The organism is Chitinibacter tainanensis DSM 15459 (genome assembly GCF_000429785.1).
Taxonomy (GTDB): Bacteria; Pseudomonadota; Gammaproteobacteria; order Burkholderiales; family Chitinibacteraceae; genus Chitinibacter; species Chitinibacter tainanensis.
Genome location: NZ_AUCN01000020.1, coordinates 62,641 through 76,694, shown reverse-complemented (window position 1 = coordinate 76,694; position 14,054 = coordinate 62,641). Strand labels below are relative to the sequence as shown.

25 protein-coding genes are annotated in these 14,054 nt (G+C 54.1%); all 25 read left to right on the top strand.

Annotated elements, in window-relative coordinates:
• Positions 1–31: 31 nt before the first annotated feature.
• The 25 genes from G482_RS0108960 (at position 32) to G482_RS0108835 (ending at position 14,047) form a co-directional block, all read left to right on the top strand.
• Complete coding sequence (locus G482_RS0108960) at positions 32–244, top strand: hypothetical protein (RefSeq protein WP_028449756.1); 213 nt, start codon at positions 32–34, stop codon at positions 242–244.
• A complete protein-coding gene (locus tag G482_RS0108955) occupies positions 241–513 on the top strand; it encodes an HU family DNA-binding protein (protein ID WP_028449755.1) in 273 nt (90 codons plus the stop codon). The genes G482_RS0108960 and G482_RS0108955 overlap by 4 nt, the downstream gene beginning before the upstream one ends.
• Before the next feature lie 80 nt (positions 514–593).
• Positions 594–1,517, top strand: a complete 924-nt coding sequence (gene thyX / locus G482_RS0108950; RefSeq protein WP_084414563.1) for an FAD-dependent thymidylate synthase — start codon at positions 594–596, stop codon at positions 1,515–1,517.
• Between the two features lie 148 nt (positions 1,518–1,665).
• The gene (locus G482_RS0108945) at positions 1,666–2,316 is read left to right on the top strand and encodes a hypothetical protein (RefSeq protein WP_028449753.1); all 651 of its coding nucleotides are present in this window, start codon (positions 1,666–1,668) and stop codon (positions 2,314–2,316) included.
• A 51-nt stretch (positions 2,317–2,367) separates the two neighbouring features.
• Positions 2,368–2,649: a hypothetical protein gene (locus G482_RS0108940; protein ID WP_028449752.1), complete on the top strand. Its 282-nt coding sequence runs from the start codon at positions 2,368–2,370 to the stop codon at positions 2,647–2,649.
• A 219-nt stretch (positions 2,650–2,868) separates the two neighbouring features.
• Entirely contained in the window at positions 2,869–3,663 is a 795-nt protein-coding gene (locus G482_RS19565) for an SPFH domain-containing protein (protein ID WP_051258870.1), read from the top strand.
• An 83-nt stretch (positions 3,664–3,746) separates the two neighbouring features.
• Positions 3,747–4,394: an AAA family ATPase gene (locus G482_RS0108925; protein ID WP_028449750.1), complete on the top strand. Its 648-nt coding sequence runs from the start codon at positions 3,747–3,749 to the stop codon at positions 4,392–4,394.
• A gap of 36 nt (positions 4,395–4,430) precedes the next feature.
• Complete coding sequence (locus tag G482_RS0108920; RefSeq protein WP_028449749.1) at positions 4,431–4,907, top strand: hypothetical protein; 477 nt, start codon at positions 4,431–4,433, stop codon at positions 4,905–4,907.
• Positions 4,908–4,909: 2 nt separating this feature from the next.
• A complete protein-coding gene (locus tag G482_RS0108915) occupies positions 4,910–5,467 on the top strand; it encodes a 3'-5' exonuclease (protein ID WP_028449748.1) in 558 nt (185 codons plus the stop codon).
• A complete protein-coding gene (locus G482_RS0108910; RefSeq protein WP_028449747.1) occupies positions 5,464–5,772 on the top strand; it encodes a hypothetical protein in 309 nt (102 codons plus the stop codon). The genes G482_RS0108915 and G482_RS0108910 overlap by 4 nt, the downstream gene beginning before the upstream one ends.
• Before the next feature lie 207 nt (positions 5,773–5,979).
• The gene (locus G482_RS0108905) at positions 5,980–6,291 is read left to right on the top strand and encodes a hypothetical protein (RefSeq protein ID WP_028449746.1); all 312 of its coding nucleotides are present in this window, start codon (positions 5,980–5,982) and stop codon (positions 6,289–6,291) included.
• Positions 6,288–6,785 carry a hypothetical protein gene (locus G482_RS20305; RefSeq protein ID WP_156905378.1) on the top strand — a complete coding sequence of 166 codons (498 nt, stop codon included), beginning with the start codon at positions 6,288–6,290 and terminating at the stop codon, positions 6,783–6,785. Before G482_RS0108905 ends, G482_RS20305 begins: the two co-directional genes overlap by 4 nt.
• A gap of 164 nt (positions 6,786–6,949) precedes the next feature.
• Positions 6,950–7,324: a hypothetical protein gene (locus G482_RS0108900; RefSeq protein WP_028449745.1), complete on the top strand. Its 375-nt coding sequence runs from the start codon at positions 6,950–6,952 to the stop codon at positions 7,322–7,324.
• 137 nt (positions 7,325–7,461) lie between these two features.
• Entirely contained in the window at positions 7,462–7,725 is a 264-nt protein-coding gene (locus G482_RS0108895; protein ID WP_028449744.1) for a hypothetical protein, read from the top strand.
• A 64-nt stretch (positions 7,726–7,789) separates the two neighbouring features.
• Positions 7,790–8,242, top strand: a complete 453-nt coding sequence (locus G482_RS0108890; RefSeq protein WP_028449743.1) for a DUF6573 family protein — start codon at positions 7,790–7,792, stop codon at positions 8,240–8,242.
• A 3-nt stretch (positions 8,243–8,245) separates the two neighbouring features.
• Positions 8,246–8,671: a hypothetical protein gene (locus tag G482_RS20495; RefSeq protein WP_034619338.1), complete on the top strand. Its 426-nt coding sequence runs from the start codon at positions 8,246–8,248 to the stop codon at positions 8,669–8,671.
• 2 nt (positions 8,672–8,673) lie between these two features.
• Complete coding sequence (locus tag G482_RS0108880) at positions 8,674–9,063, top strand: hypothetical protein (RefSeq protein WP_028449742.1); 390 nt, start codon at positions 8,674–8,676, stop codon at positions 9,061–9,063.
• A 605-nt stretch (positions 9,064–9,668) separates the two neighbouring features.
• Positions 9,669–9,872 carry a hypothetical protein gene (locus G482_RS0108870; RefSeq protein WP_028449741.1) on the top strand — a complete coding sequence of 68 codons (204 nt, stop codon included), beginning with the start codon at positions 9,669–9,671 and terminating at the stop codon, positions 9,870–9,872.
• A gap of 5 nt (positions 9,873–9,877) precedes the next feature.
• On the top strand, positions 9,878–10,255 hold the full coding sequence (locus G482_RS0108865; RefSeq protein ID WP_156905377.1) for a hypothetical protein: 378 nt from the start codon (positions 9,878–9,880) through the stop codon (positions 10,253–10,255).
• A gap of 61 nt (positions 10,256–10,316) precedes the next feature.
• On the top strand, positions 10,317–11,114 hold the full coding sequence (locus tag G482_RS0108860; protein WP_028449739.1) for a hypothetical protein: 798 nt from the start codon (positions 10,317–10,319) through the stop codon (positions 11,112–11,114).
• Positions 11,115–11,344: 230 nt separating this feature from the next.
• Entirely contained in the window at positions 11,345–11,884 is a 540-nt protein-coding gene (locus G482_RS0108855; RefSeq protein ID WP_028449738.1) for a hypothetical protein, read from the top strand.
• Positions 11,885–11,902: 18 nt separating this feature from the next.
• Positions 11,903–12,745, top strand: a complete 843-nt coding sequence (locus tag G482_RS0108850; RefSeq protein ID WP_034619336.1) for a hypothetical protein — start codon at positions 11,903–11,905, stop codon at positions 12,743–12,745.
• Between the two features lie 135 nt (positions 12,746–12,880).
• Positions 12,881–13,288 (top strand): hypothetical protein, encoded by a 408-nt coding sequence (locus G482_RS0108845; protein WP_028449736.1) that lies wholly within the window; start codon positions 12,881–12,883, stop codon positions 13,286–13,288.
• 2 nt (positions 13,289–13,290) lie between these two features.
• Positions 13,291–13,533: a hypothetical protein gene (locus G482_RS0108840; protein WP_028449735.1), complete on the top strand. Its 243-nt coding sequence runs from the start codon at positions 13,291–13,293 to the stop codon at positions 13,531–13,533.
• A complete protein-coding gene (locus G482_RS0108835; protein ID WP_028449734.1) occupies positions 13,523–14,047 on the top strand; it encodes a hypothetical protein in 525 nt (174 codons plus the stop codon). The genes G482_RS0108840 and G482_RS0108835 overlap by 11 nt, the downstream gene beginning before the upstream one ends.
• Positions 14,048–14,054: the final 7 nt, after the last annotated feature.

Here is a 14,054-nt window from a genome sequence, read left to right as displayed (position 1 = left end):
TCCTGTCAGTGTTATCAATCAAGGAGCAGATATGAGCATCTTATCGGCAGAAGAGTTATCCATGCGCATCGCCTCAAAATTCTCAGCAGAGCTTCGTGCTGCTGGCTATCTTGGGGCAGCAGATATGGTAGCGATGATTGGGCATGTACTGGCAGGCGAAGTGCTTGCAGAAATCAATTCCGAGACCGGCGCAAAAGCACCAACGTCTCACAATTCAACCTCTAAAAAGGAGCTTGTCGTATGACTCGTAAAGAGCTGGCTGCAAAGATCGCAGCTGACCATAACATCACCAAAGCCTTAGCAGAACAGATCGTCAAAGACCTGTTCGATACCATCGCTGCCCAGGTCAAAGCCGGCGATAAAGTGACTATCGCTGACTTCGGTACTTTCCAAGCGGTTGATAAGGCGGCAGCTGTGAAGCGCAATCCTGCGAATGGTGAAAATGTGAACATTCCAGCTCACCGCGCCTTCAAATTTAAGCCAGTGCCTTCGATCAAGAAGCTGCCTGCTTAATTTCTGGCCAAAGTGCTTTCTGCACTTTCATACGGGGCGGCTTAGGTCGCCCTTTTTATTCAACCATCGAGAACCTCATCATGTTTATGACTCCCGAACAGACTGCTCAAATCCTTGCAGCTCGCCAAGCCCCCACATCACCGACGCTTCGCCCGACCGTGCCGGCGCTGGAGGACGTACTGCTGACGCCGACGCGGTGCCTCGATAAAGGCTTCGTGCGCGTGATCGACTACATGGGTAACGATGCCTCTGTCGTCCAGATGGCGCGGACCAGTTACGGTGAAGGCACGAAAGCTGTGAATGACGACCGGAACTTGCTGCGCTACCTGATGCGCCATGCCCACACCTCGCCTTTCGAGGGCTGCGAAATCAAGCTGCACATGAAGCTGCCGATCTTCGTTGCACGCCAGGTCATCCGGCATCGCACTGCCAGCCTGAATGAATACAGCGCCCGCTACTCCGTCCTGCGTGACGAGTTCTACCTGCCCGAGCCGGAGCAGATCTGCCTGCAGTCCACCGACAACAAGCAGGGTCGCGGTGACAGCCTGCCGCTGGAAAAGGCGCACGAGTTCCTGCAAGTTGCGGCGCACCTGAGCGACGAGGCCTACCAGGCTTATGAGAAAACGCTTGCCGACGGCGTGGCGCGTGAATTGGCTCGTACCGTTCTGCCAATCAACATTTACACGGAATGGTACTGGAAGTGCGATCTGCACAACCTGCTGCACTTCCTGCGCCTCCGGATGCACTCGCACGCTCAATACGAGGTGCGCGTCTATGCGAACGCCATTGCCGACTTCGTGAAGCTGTGGGTACCGGAGACCTATGCGGCCTTCGAGGAATACCGCCTGCACTCGATTCAGCTGTCGCGTACCGCGCGGAATACCCTGCACGAAATTTTGGCCGAGAACGACCTTTACGAAATGCTCGAGGCTCGATTGGCCGACAATGGCTTGGGCAAACGCGAGCGCAAAGAAATTATCGATGCGCTTTTATTTGCCTCTTGATAGTAAGTCATAACTGAATTACCATGCAGCCGATCAAGTTATGGCTGGCTGCATGGTAGCCCGTCAATAAGTAAGTCATAGATGACATACGCCGGACAATAAAACGCATCATCTAATTACTGACTAACTCAAACAAGGAACTGAAAAGATGGCTCGCAAACTCACTAAAGGCGTCGCTGCTGAAACTCGCAAGAATGTTTTGGTGCAATTGCTGTTACCGAAACTGAATGCGTTGATCGAAGAACGATTGGCCTTGAACCTCAAAATTCACGAATCTCACCTGCCGGCTGAGATTCTGTCGCTCTACAAGAACGGTCACGCCAAGTATTTCCAGACTTGCTACCGCACCGGCTTTTGCAAGGGGTACGACGGCCAATCGCTGACCAACCTCTGCGGCCTAACCTTCGTCACTCCGAAGAACTGGTCGTCCTACGACACATTCAGCGGCAAACGCAACGCCGAGCACGTTGAAGCCGGTACCAGCCTGATTCGCTGCGAGTGCAGCACTGCCTACATCCCGCACCACAGCGTTGCAATCAGCGACAACCCAATCAGCGACGAAGAGCTGGCGCTCTATGGCGATCTGTACGCCCGCGAGGAAGGCTTGATCACGCTATGGGCGGAAACACATGAAATGTTGCATTCCGTACTGGCCATGCCAACGGTCGAGCGTGCCGCGGAACTCTGGCCGGACGTTCTCAAGTACGTGCCAAAAGAAGTGGTTGCAGTATCCAACCTGCCCGCCATCAAACCTGCAGAAGTAACAGATTTCTTTTCCAAGCTGGCTCAGCCTGCTTGATTTCAACCTGTCGCCGGCTTCGGCCGGCTTTATCAACCTATGGAGTAAACCATGACCGGTATCGCTAAAGTTCAAATGTTCAAAGCCATCGATGGCTCACACCACCCATCACATGCCGAAGCTGTGAAGCACAGCAAGAAGGTGAAGCGCACTGAAAACCTGCAAGGCCTACTGGCTGAAAAGGTGTTTGCCGACTCTGACACAGGCGCAATCACTCCGGAAGTGTTGGCCACTCGTCTCGCTGCCATTGGCGACGAGCTGCAGGAAGCGCTGAAAGTGACTTTTGGTGCGCCGCGCGGCCCGAAAAAGAAGTCTGAAAGCATCGCCGCATAAGTAAGTCAGTGATGACATGATTAGAGGCTTCCTCGTTCTCATTGTGCTTTTGAGCCTGGGCTGGATTGTCGCCAGCAGCTTTAAGCGCAAAGGCGTGGCCAATAAGAGCCTGAGTGTCCTGAAAAACCTAGCTCTGGCTCTACTGGCGACTGCCGCTGTAGTGATAGCGCTCATTGTCGCTATCGATTTGTTCAAAACCTTCACATGGGTACTTTAAGTATGAAACGCATCATCACCAGCTTGCTCACCATCTGCTTCGCAGTTGCCTTAACGGCCTGCGGCAAGATCTCGACCGGTGAGGTCGGTGTAAAAACCAACTCCTTCAACGGTAACGTCGTCATGGCTGAAATGCCGGTCGGCATGTACTTCGAGCCGTTCAATGACGTGGAGAAGTTCACGGCGAAGGACGTGACCCTCGAACTGCCTGACCTCAAGGTGCAGGGTAGCGACAAGCTGGCCTTCAAGGACTTCGACATTGCCGTGATCTACTCGGTGAAGCCGGAGACGATTGCCGAGCTCAAGGTGAAGTACCGCAACCAATATGACTGCGTGGATGGCGAGTGCATCCCTGGCTCAAAACTGGTTGCTCGACTGGCCAGCACCGCTGCGATGGATGTGGTTTCGCGCTTCGACTCGCTGACCGCACATCAAAAGCGTGACGAAATCCGCAAAGCCATTCAGGAGAAGCTGCAGGCTGAGCTGAATGCCCGCGACCCCGACACCTTCCAGATCAAGGAAATCGTCATCAGCACCATGCTGACTGACCAATCCATCGAGGACGCGAACCGCAAAGCTGTAGCTGCGCAGAAAGACCTCGAACTGGCTCAGAAGCGCGTCGATATTGCCCGCGAGCAAGCGCTGGCCAACGAGCAGCTGGCGAAGTCCCTGACCCCGAACCTGCTGCAGATGGAATACGTGAAGGCACTGAATAAGTTCGCCGAGCGCAAGGATGGCTCGTCCGTGATCATCCTGCCGGCTGATTTTAAAGGCATGGTCAACGTACCGGCCAAGTAACGCCCCGCGTCAATGAAGAAGGGGCGCTCGTCGCCCCTTTGTTCCTCTCACATCATCGAAAGACTCACAAACAGGAGAGCAACATGATTGGCTTTTGCGGCGCACAGCGCGTAGGCAAAACGACTCTGGCCAGCACCCTTGCGGAGCGGCATGGCTTCAAATTCATCAAGACCGATGTTTCGTCAGTATTCAAAGACCTCGGCGTTTCTCCAAAGGAAGAGCTGACGTTTGACCAGCGCCTACTGGTTCAGCAGCACATCTTGGCCTATCTGATTCAACTGTATGACAGCCTGCCGGTATCGAGCCGCTCAGATTGTCTGGTAGATCGCACCCCTTTGGATTTGTACGCATACACAATTGCAGATATTCAGCGCGAGACAGCGCAATCCCATGAGCTGCAGAGCAAAACACAAGCGTACCTGAGTGAGTGCGTGGAAGTTTTCAGACGCTACTTCACGCTGGGCTTTTTGGTGCAGCCGGGCATTCCATATTCGGAAGCCGAAGGCTCTGCGGCCTACAACCCGCTGTTCATGAATCACATGACCCTCATCCTGCACGGTTTGATGGCGTCCTTGCGGCACTCCCATTCCTATGGCCCGCGTTGCGTCGTTATTCCTGCCGACGTGGTTGATTTGAATGAGCGCGTGCAGCTGGTTCGCAGCCTCATCTACCGGCTGGATGAGCAGGCAATGCTCAACAGCGCCGACAGCACCCCGCTGCAGCTTCATTAAGCTCTTTCTGTCGCAACACAAACAGGATGCCGAACAATGAGTACCCAATCAGAAGCCGCAAATCCGGAAGTAAATGAGGTTTATGAGCAGCTGCTTGAAAAGACCGAGCAGGCCTTAATCGAAATCGCCACGCTGTATGACAGCGCTCATCGCGGTGACGCCCAAACCTATGCCGCATTACAGGCGCTCTTTCGCGTAATCTGCGGCATCGTTCCTATGTCGGTTGCCGACAAGATCGATGAGCTGACTAAGGCGGTTCAAGATCAGTCCGGCTCCAAGCGCCCGCCCGAGAAAATCGTGCGCTTCTTCTCCAAGCCTGACAACTCGCTGGTCTGTGTGCGCTGGAATTACGGCGAGCCCGTCGTATCGGTTTGCACCGGCCTGAAAGAAGGTGAATGGGCAAACGTCAAGCAGCTGGATACCTCGAGTGACTCGGCGCCGGCCGCAGCCGCCAAAACCAAATTCGATAGCGTCTGCAATCGGCTGAAAGAGTCTGGTTACAAGGAGATCTGACCATGATCATCGCTGGACTGGATACCGAAACCACCGGTCTCGATTACGAAAAAGGCCACCGCATCATTGAAGTGGCCGCCCTACTCTATGACGTTGACCCTGTGGCGAACACTCGCAAGGCGCGCGGTCACTTCGTCCAGCGCATCAACCCGATGCGCAACATTGATGCCGACGCTCAGCGCGTTCATGGCATCAGCCTGGATGACCTGCGCGACAAGCCGGTTTGGGAGGATGTGGCGCCAAAGATCGGGAAGATCGTCAACGCCTGCGACTGGCTAATCATCCACAACGCCAACTTCGATGCGCCCTTCCTCGCGCATGAGTTGCTGCGTGTGGGGCAATCGATCAAGCCGGACATTGAGGTGTTCTGCACGATGGAAAACGGTCGCTGGGCGACACCCACCGGCAAGAACCCGAACTTGGGCGAGCTCTGCTATGCCCTGAACGTGGATTATGACCCGAGCAAGGCCCACTCCGCGCTCTATGACGTGGAAGTGATGATGCAGGCTTTCTTTAAGGGCATTGATCTTGGTGCATTTCGTTTGGAGAAGAAGGTATGACCCCATTTGTGTCTCGTATCCGATTCCTGTCCTATCGGGAGCGCAATCGGACAAATTGGCCGCGCAGTTTGCACATCGGCATTTTTCTCAACCTGGTCTATTTGCCAGAGTCTTTGTATCGCCTGGTCATTTTGAATGTGGCCGCAGGCCTGTTGAGCTTTGCGCTCGCTATCCAGCATCGTGAAATCTTGGGTGGCGCAGCTTTGCTTGGCTACGGCATATATCGTGCCTTACTCGGCATAGTCACCGTCACTGTGTTCTTGCCGGTGCTCGGCCTATTTGGCCATCTTTCTCTGCGCAATTAAGCGCCCAAACCATTTTTCCTTGTGGTGATTTAAGAGGCTGTTCCCCAGCCTCTCTTTTTGGCTTGGTGATAGGCATGGCTTTCTATCTATCTCCCATCGATAGCCAGAAAAGCAGCTAGAGAATATCAATCACAGATAGAGCGATAGATAGATAGACAGCCAATATCGCCCTATTTCCCATTAACCAAAGTTAGTAATAGGTGAGTTATGAACGAATCACGTTGGTCTTATGACGAAATCAAAACCGGCGAGCCCTTCAAGCGTGGCGTTGTGCTGGATGAAGAAGGTTGTCTTGTTGCTGGCCCGATGGACCTCGACGATGCAATTCATATCGTGAAGATACACAACGCCCAAGTTGGCCGGCGCCAGGCTACCGAGAAGGAAATCAAAATCGGTCGTTTGATGGCAGAAGATCATATCGCCGTCGATGACGATGCCGTTGTGAGTGAAGCCCATGATGCGGTCTGGATTCAATGCTGGATGCGGGTGCCTGACTCAGTGAGCGGGGTGGCGGCATGAGACTGTCAATCAAAGCGTTCTTCAAGCGGCTGTTCCGTCGTAAAGCAGATTTGCCGATCGCCACCCAGCCGCCCAAGCGTGCGACCACACCTCGACCTAGCCAACCGGCTGTAGCCACAACCCGAGCACTGGTCGATTCGGATGCCGAGCATAAAGCGTTACTGGAAATCCTTGATCGGCCTACTCCGCGGCCGACAGTTTCGAGTCGATCAACCTCATTTGGGTTTGCCCAGACCAAGCCGGATACCGACGAACCGGCAGTGACTTTCACAGCCATCGCAGCGGCAATTGATCTGCTCGACAAGACCGATGCCCTTGATCGCTCGTCAGAGCGTGAAACCACAGACCGGCACGTATTAAGCGGGCTCTCTCCCAGCCCTACCGTTGCCTCAAGCGCCTGGAGTTCTAGCAGCGCGCATGACGAGCCTACGCGATCTGCTGGCGGTGTTGAGTACAGCTTTGGCGATTCTAGTACCAGCTACACCATCGATTGATAACCAGATTGATAGATAGATAGAAAGGTAGATAGCTATGTTCCTATTTCCTCATTCTGCTTGGGGTGTCCCGCTTTATGGCCAGCTAGCACTTTATGCGTGGGTCAGCTGGTGGCAAACCGTCACTAACCCAAATGCCTGGTTGCCCGCGGAGACGAACGATCATGACTAAGCGCTTCACCAGTTATGACATTCGCCGTTGCGTTGAGCTGCTCGATGAAAACCAAGAGCCTTTTGTCGAGCCGCTGGCGCTCTATGCCGACGACAAAACGGTGCTCGCCGACCCGCATCTGCTGGATGGATACCTCTCAACCTTCTGGACGCTGTACGGCGTGGATGAAGAGGGTATTGCGCAGGCCTTCTTCGACGGCACCGAGGACGATGTGCGAGACCTGTATCAGATGATCACCGGCATCGATCTCAACGACCACTACCACAAAGGCTATGACCTCAACGGCCTGCCCGCTGTGCTTCCGGAGGATAGCTGCGAGCAGAGAGTGACCTTCGCGGCAGTTGTAACGGTGAAATCCACCCCTTGATAGATCGCTTACTAGAAAGAGCGATAGATAGATAGAAAGACAGCAAGAAAGCCAGATAAGGGCGTGCTTCTCACAATGAATGCACGCCCTTATGGCTCGATGGACACTGAATCATCGAAAAGAACAAGGAATAAACCATGAAATTCGACACCCTGAAATATGGAACCTACGTCCTGCCACATGACCCGGCTAAGAGCCGCGAAGTCATGTTCCGGCTCAAGATCGTTGATCTGATGGAATCCTCGCCGGACAAGACCCTTGAGGCTGCCGACCAAGACTATGCGCGAGAGATCGCCAACGAATACGAAGGCATGAGCGTCTTGATTGGTGATGACCTGATCGTATCCGCCTGCAAAGGGCAAATCATGGCCGTCCGGAAAGCTTATGCGGTCGTTCACTGAGCGCCAGATTTCCCCGTAGGCGAGCACGCAAAATCAACTCACGAACACAACAGGAGGAACCGCAATGTTCGATGAAGAAGTTTATGGATACAGCCGCAAGCAGGCGATCGAAGATGGTGTTTTGTTAGATCTCTCTCACATTGCTGGCTACATCGGCTTCAACATGCCTTTGGCTGTAACGCCATCCGTTTGGAGCGAGTTTATCGACGGCGTGAAGCCTGGCTTTGCCGCATACGACCCGCAACTGAGCGAGAGCGAGAAGAACCGCAACATGATTTGCTTGGCCATCGCCTTGCGCAACGGCATCGTCGAATCGAAAAAGACTGCAACCGGTGATGAGACCACGCTGTATTACCGTCTCGAGCGCGAAGAGAACGGCGATTATAAGGTGCATGTCGGCCGCACCTGGGAATGGGTCGAGCAGCAAAAGCTGGCCGGCACCGTGCTGAAAATGGTGTGTGGCCCGGGCGATAACCTCGAGCCTGTTTTGACTGTTATGGACCACACAGAGGATTGAGCCATGACCGTAAAGATGATGACCGATGATGAATTTTTGGCCAACTTCCGGCCGGCGCTGCGTGACGACGGCACGCTCCGCGAGATTCACCCTGCCTCTGACGACTATGAGGCTGCGCTGCGCGAGAACCGGCTTTGGACGCTGCTCGACAACGACGGCAACATGATCATCACGCCTGGTCTGCATTGGGTAAACCGGATGCAATACGTCATGACCGAAGTGCCGCACACCGCCGAGACGCCGGACGTGCTCTGGCACAACGACAGCGACGAATCGTGGTTCATCAACCACTACCATTGCCCGAGCTGCGGCCACAAATGGCAGGACGAATGGAGCTGCCAGGTGGATGACGATTGCCCGAGCTGCGGCGCACGCCACATTTCGCCGCACACGTCCGAAGAATCCGAATCGCGCCAGATCGAGGACTGACCATGAAGCTGCTGAGAGAGAAGAAGGTTCGGCTCGGCAGCTTGGTTCCCCACTATGACGGGCGACCAGGCACCGAGCAGGTTTTCGAGATCGAGGAAGCCGACGTTGGCGTGACCCGAGCTCACTATCAAGGCTTCCGGCACAGTGATTACAAGTTCACGCGCTCGGACGTTGGCCGGCAGATCATGCGCCAGCGTGACGAATCAGGCTGGACGTGCTGGTTCTTCATGCTCAACCCGATCAAGCCAGTGACGGTCTACATGAGCGACGGCGGCCGCTCTCACATTTGGGGAGAGGGCAGTGACGATCAGCTGTACGAGCTGGGCAATCTGCACGGTTATGAAGTGACCGGCCAGCCCGCGACTGAGGTGGTAGTGGGGGTGCATGAATGAGCACTTGGCATCAACAGCAAAATCAGTCATCGCTGAATGACTTATGGGTGCCGCATCCCTACAAGTGGAAGTGCGTCTCGGATAAGCCTGGCCGGATGGCGAGCTCAATACTGTTCGAGGACGAAATGCAGGCCAAGCGGTACTCAGATCGAACTGGCGATCGAATTGTGCCGCCTGCAGATCGGCGTCGAATTGTGCGCAGCACACGCACAGGCAGCTTGATTTGTCGCTGCGGCAAGGGTTACGCCAGTGAGTACGACGGCTACTGCACATCATGTCGGGAGAAGCGCAAATGAGGCTCGTATTGCATACCCGCTGTTGCGATCTGCCTACGCGGTGGTGGGCTATCGAGGCGCTCGACAGCATGACGGACAACGCCAGAGGCATATCGGCCAAGACCTTCTTCCGGAAGGTGTCGCTAAAGATGGTCTCTTCCATGCTCGGGTACGCATTCGGCCGGCACGCAAAAGGCCTTCACCTGCTGCAAGACCGGTGCGTGACCTATCACAAGGGCAAGTTTATGGGTGTGCCGTGCTACTTCATGGTCTGGAGTGGCATCGAGCATATCTTCATGACCAAACAAGATTCAGAGGAATTACTGCGCAATGATCACAAACCAAGAATTTCCAGCCGTCGCGCGGCAGGCCAAAGAGCAGCTCGATCTGTTCATTCGCAACAACGGTGAGGCGGGCGCGCTGGCCATGCTACCGATGCTCAAGGCGATCGCGCAGCTGGTTGAATTCAAGACTGATGGCGACGTGAAGGTAATGGTCAGTCTCCACAACAAACAGGGGTATGAAACATGGTGACGTGCATGAACCCCGAGTTCCGCCAAACACTGCCAAAGCCGGCAGATGATCTGGTACTGCTCACGCCGGACACGCGGCTTTATCCTCATTTGCGGTATCACGACCCTGCCACTGGCGAGTATTACCTGGTACCCAACATTTGGTACAACCGACCGCTCGCCATCCAGCTGGAAATCGTGGAGCTAGATTACCAGCGCATCGGCGCCAGAATTGCTGCATACCGCAAGGCTGGCAAACCCTATATGGCCGAAGCAATGGAGGGCACCCAGCGCGCGGTTTTAAAGTACATCGAAGAGCTAAAAGCCCAAATTGCAGCGCGGGCGGAAGCGAAGGGCGAGGCTTTGGGGCAAGAAAAAGCGCCTGACCTCTCCCACAGGTCATGACTGATGATTCGTCCTGTCGATAGCGACAACACATCAAAACGAACCGACAAGGAATGAAATCATGAGTCAAGAAATCAACCAAGCTACCTCTGCCGATCTGGACGCTCTGCTGCAAGGTCTGGATGAATCATCAGTTACCGCTGCAGCCGGCGAAAACCAAATCGTTTCTGATGCCGAGCTCGATGCGCTGATCGGCAGTCTTGAACCAACAGCGCTGAGCGCCAGTGACGAGCGTGAAGTCGAAGTTGAGCCGGAAGCCGAAGCGGTTGCTGCGTCAGTCTCCATCGAAGATGAAGAGGCGGTGATCAATTCGATTGAGGCTCGGGAAAAAATCTACGCCGAGCAAGAGTCGGCCGCTCCGGATGAAGAGAAGGCCTCTGCCACACCATCCGAGAAAGCCAGCACTCGCAGCCGCGCTGCCGGTAAGAAGGCAAGTGCAAACGAAGAAGCGCCAAAAGCGACAGCGGGTAAGGGTCGGGCTGCGCGTGAAGTCGCTGCCACTGTCGAGCTCAGTGCTGGCGAGGGACCAACTGAAACTGCAGCGATCATCGATCAACTCGCGGTCAAGGTGAAAGAGAAGGCTAAGAACCTCTTTGCTTACCTGCAAGACGATGTGGCTATCTCGGTTTATACCAAGATTGCGCTGGATAAGTTGGTTGCAACCGGCGAATGCGATTCAAGCGTTATCCGTTCCGCAATGGAAGCTGCAGGCTATAAGTCAGGCACAATCAACTCTCAGACTGGTCAGATTATGCAGTTATTCCCTGCAATGAAAATCGCTGAGCGTTCCGGTCGTAGTGGTTTGCGTCTGCTCGAAAACTCAACCATCGTAGCGAAATACAAGAAAGAAACCGCGTAATGCCTGAAACAAGGAAGGCTGGAGATAGATAGCTCCAGCCTATCTTTTTAGCCTTCTTTCTATCTATCCATTTATCTATCTATCTTTCTTTCTGCCTTTCTATTTATTCAGGTTTTTCCTAGTGCCAAGGGCATAAATTGGGGCTTGTTAATCAGTCCGCGCTGACTTATTATTTGCCGCGAATTGAGTTGCACAATACACGCATCGAGTTTCACGCGAAGTAACCAGTCATGAATGAAAACGCGCATTTGGTTGATCTCAGCATCGCAGTTGGCGATCACCCCGTAACACTGCAAGTAGCCGGCGATCTCTTTGCCATTTGCGAGTCGGTTAGTGATTTGTTTGTCACACGGTACCGCAACGAAGATGGCGGGCTGAGCAAGATCGAAATGAATGACCTACCGGACGATTTGTTCGTTCAGTCGGATGACCAAGCGATCTTTTGGCTGATCAAACAGATCGAGCTGCCAGCGGATTGCTCCGTTGGCTTATCGACCGGTGCGGAGGCGATGACCATGAAGCTGCACATTCAGCTAAAGCCTGCGGTTAGTGATCGAGAAGAGCCGGAGATCGAGATCGGTCTGTATGAGCTCACGCCTTTCATGAACCACAAAGAGAAGCGCTACGAGTATCAGACTTCCGAGTGGTACTTCGGCTCAGTAAAAGAATTTGACCCGCGCCCAAAAGAGGCCGAGTCATTTGGCGAAATTCGGAACTTCCGTTTCTCGTCTCAATCGGCAGTAACCGATACAGGTTACGCCACCTGGTAAACCTCAAAAGGAATAAAAATGTCTACCTTCACACCTGATCAAATCATGAAACAGCAAAAAAGCGTATCGCGCGCCTTGCATCACGTTCCCGATCTCATGAACGCCAATATGAGTGCGGCTTTCGGTTCGTTATTCCTGGCGATTCGTGAGCAAAACCAAAAGGCGGATATGATCGAAGGCTTGAAAGCGAAAGCAAATGAGCTGCCGGAAGCGATCGCCAAAGGTTTCTTGGGCGCAATGAACAAGGCCACGTATGGAGACATGCTTGGCTCGGTCACAATGTACGCACGTCTGACCCTTGCAAATAGTTCGCTGGCCACCGAATACGACCCCATCCTCGCTGTCGAAGATGAATTCAAGGCTGAATGTGACAAGCTGCTAATCAACGCCCGCAAGAACATCGACCCTGAAAACAAGCAGGCAATTGATGAATTGGCTGAGCTGGCGGAAATCTTGAGCGAAATCCAGAAATGGATTGCTGGCCCAAAACTGAGCATCCTGTCTTGCGCGATGACCGGCATCACCATTACTGATGAAACTCAGGTGCTAGAGCAGTACGGTATTAGCGCTGAGTATGCCGACGCACCGACGCCGTGCATTGGCCTGATGAATATGTTTGAAGCGCATCTGGCCACTTTCCGCGACGCCTGCATTGCTCAGACGACCTCAGAAGGCAAAATTGACAAGAACGCCTTTGTTGATCAAATGGCTGCGGTAACGCGCGAATGGTCGGAAAAGGTGGCTGATTTGCTGAATGACACAAATCGCATCGGAATCGTTGAACAGCGCGGTGTGGAGTCGGCAGAGCGTATTGCCGAAGATCTGCTTAATCGCGTGAGTAAATCCGCGTCCGAAGCATAAGCGATAGCGCCAGAGATACCCGCAGCAATGTGGGTATTTTTAGCGCCAGAAAATCCCAAGGCCAGCTCAAACTCACCAATCACGCACCAGTAGGCGAGCGTGACAATTACTCCATCGAAACGAAGGAGTGACGCCATGAAAATCACCTTAATCAGAGCAGAAGGGCAGGGCGCCCCAACCAAGCCGGCTGAGTTCAATACTTTTGGCCACGCCGATGAGCTACTTTCCAGCTGGAGCCGTACCGCACCCGAGCACGGCGGCTACGACAAGTGCGATTTTAAGATCGTGCATGAGCAGGCTGGCTTCACAGAGGCCGAGCCCTATGTTGGTCGGTACGACCTGAAAAACTGGCGTGTCCATAAGCCCAATTTGAAGGCTCATGTGCTCGACTGGCTGGGCTTCTGCAGTGGCCGCGAAGATCTCCGACCGGCGAAGTTCGCAACACAGGAAGAATACCTGCAGACCCTCGACCGGATGTTGGTTACGCCGGATATGCGCGAGCAGTGCTGGCAGGCATATCAGGTCATCGCCCGGGAGGTGTGAGTATGGGGTTGCATCTGACTGGCCGAGACCCTGCTGAAATGGAGCGCAGAAGGAAACCACTGAATGAGTTTGGCGGTGACTTTCTGCCTCCAAGCAAGCGCTACATCGAGGTGGAAAATCCAGAAGTTCAACCTTGGACCTACACCTCACACGCTTATAACCGGTGGCGATTCTGGTACGACAGCTGGCAAAGCTACGTCGATTTCTCAAGCATGATGAGGGCGAAAGCGAAATATGGCATCTGAAAACAAAATAGCCTGGCGCACCATCGGCGTGACAGGCCTCAAGCGATTCATGACCCAGCAGCAATACGAGGCGCAGTCGCCGTCAATCAAGCGCTGGTACGAGCCATTCCAATGCGCACACTGCCAAGAGGACGCCTGGCGCAATGCGGTTGACGAGCAGCTGGTGACAATTGGTGCAACAGCCGACTCGTTCAGCTCGCCGCGTGAGGCCGTGTCTCAATTGCTGGACTGGCATTTACAGGTAGAGCGTGACCCGAAGGTGAGCGACCTTGCTGCCGATGCAATGCGCTGGCGAGCGCTAATTGGTCACACCACCGGTACCGCCCGCAGTCCAAAGCTGGCCAGCCTAATCTGCCGGCTTCTGGATGGATTTGAGTGTGGCGCCACTGAGGAAGAGCTGATCGGCCTGGTCGATGCGGGAATCCAGCAGATCGAGCAAGAGCGCCTGAATATGCCAGATCAAGTGCAGCAAAATAATTCTGTCGAGAGCGCTAGAAAGCCTCAAATGCGTTGAATAGGAG

Bases quoted from the DNA above. Each gene is read 5' to 3' on its own strand.
- G482_RS0108960 (WP_028449756.1), top strand. From the start codon at position 32: ATGAGCATCTTATCGGCAGAAGAGTTATCCATGCGCATCGCCTCAAAA.
- G482_RS0108955 (WP_028449755.1), top strand. From the start codon at position 241: ATGACTCGTAAAGAGCTGGCTGCAAAGATCGCAGCTGACCATAACATC.
- thyX (WP_084414563.1), top strand. From the start codon at position 594: ATGTTTATGACTCCCGAACAGACTGCTCAAATCCTTGCAGCTCGCCAA.
- G482_RS0108945 (WP_028449753.1), top strand. From the start codon at position 1,666: ATGGCTCGCAAACTCACTAAAGGCGTCGCTGCTGAAACTCGCAAGAAT.
- G482_RS0108940 (WP_028449752.1), top strand. From the start codon at position 2,368: ATGACCGGTATCGCTAAAGTTCAAATGTTCAAAGCCATCGATGGCTCA.
- G482_RS19565 (WP_051258870.1), top strand. From the start codon at position 2,869: ATGAAACGCATCATCACCAGCTTGCTCACCATCTGCTTCGCAGTTGCC.
- G482_RS0108925 (WP_028449750.1), top strand. From the start codon at position 3,747: ATGATTGGCTTTTGCGGCGCACAGCGCGTAGGCAAAACGACTCTGGCC.
- G482_RS0108920 (WP_028449749.1), top strand. From the start codon at position 4,431: ATGAGTACCCAATCAGAAGCCGCAAATCCGGAAGTAAATGAGGTTTAT.
- G482_RS0108915 (WP_028449748.1), top strand. From the start codon at position 4,910: ATGATCATCGCTGGACTGGATACCGAAACCACCGGTCTCGATTACGAA.
- G482_RS0108910 (WP_028449747.1), top strand. From the start codon at position 5,464: ATGACCCCATTTGTGTCTCGTATCCGATTCCTGTCCTATCGGGAGCGC.
- G482_RS0108905 (WP_028449746.1), top strand. From the start codon at position 5,980: ATGAACGAATCACGTTGGTCTTATGACGAAATCAAAACCGGCGAGCCC.
- G482_RS20305 (WP_156905378.1), top strand. From the start codon at position 6,288: ATGAGACTGTCAATCAAAGCGTTCTTCAAGCGGCTGTTCCGTCGTAAA.
- G482_RS0108900 (WP_028449745.1), top strand. From the start codon at position 6,950: ATGACTAAGCGCTTCACCAGTTATGACATTCGCCGTTGCGTTGAGCTG.
- G482_RS0108895 (WP_028449744.1), top strand. From the start codon at position 7,462: ATGAAATTCGACACCCTGAAATATGGAACCTACGTCCTGCCACATGAC.
- G482_RS0108890 (WP_028449743.1), top strand. From the start codon at position 7,790: ATGTTCGATGAAGAAGTTTATGGATACAGCCGCAAGCAGGCGATCGAA.
- G482_RS20495 (WP_034619338.1), top strand. From the start codon at position 8,246: ATGACCGTAAAGATGATGACCGATGATGAATTTTTGGCCAACTTCCGG.
- G482_RS0108880 (WP_028449742.1), top strand. From the start codon at position 8,674: ATGAAGCTGCTGAGAGAGAAGAAGGTTCGGCTCGGCAGCTTGGTTCCC.
- G482_RS0108870 (WP_028449741.1), top strand. From the start codon at position 9,669: ATGATCACAAACCAAGAATTTCCAGCCGTCGCGCGGCAGGCCAAAGAG.
- G482_RS0108865 (WP_156905377.1), top strand. From the start codon at position 9,878: ATGAACCCCGAGTTCCGCCAAACACTGCCAAAGCCGGCAGATGATCTG.
- G482_RS0108860 (WP_028449739.1), top strand. From the start codon at position 10,317: ATGAGTCAAGAAATCAACCAAGCTACCTCTGCCGATCTGGACGCTCTG.
- G482_RS0108855 (WP_028449738.1), top strand. From the start codon at position 11,345: ATGAATGAAAACGCGCATTTGGTTGATCTCAGCATCGCAGTTGGCGAT.
- G482_RS0108850 (WP_034619336.1), top strand. From the start codon at position 11,903: ATGTCTACCTTCACACCTGATCAAATCATGAAACAGCAAAAAAGCGTA.
- G482_RS0108845 (WP_028449736.1), top strand. From the start codon at position 12,881: ATGAAAATCACCTTAATCAGAGCAGAAGGGCAGGGCGCCCCAACCAAG.
- G482_RS0108840 (WP_028449735.1), top strand. From the start codon at position 13,291: ATGGGGTTGCATCTGACTGGCCGAGACCCTGCTGAAATGGAGCGCAGA.
- G482_RS0108835 (WP_028449734.1), top strand. From the start codon at position 13,523: ATGGCATCTGAAAACAAAATAGCCTGGCGCACCATCGGCGTGACAGGC.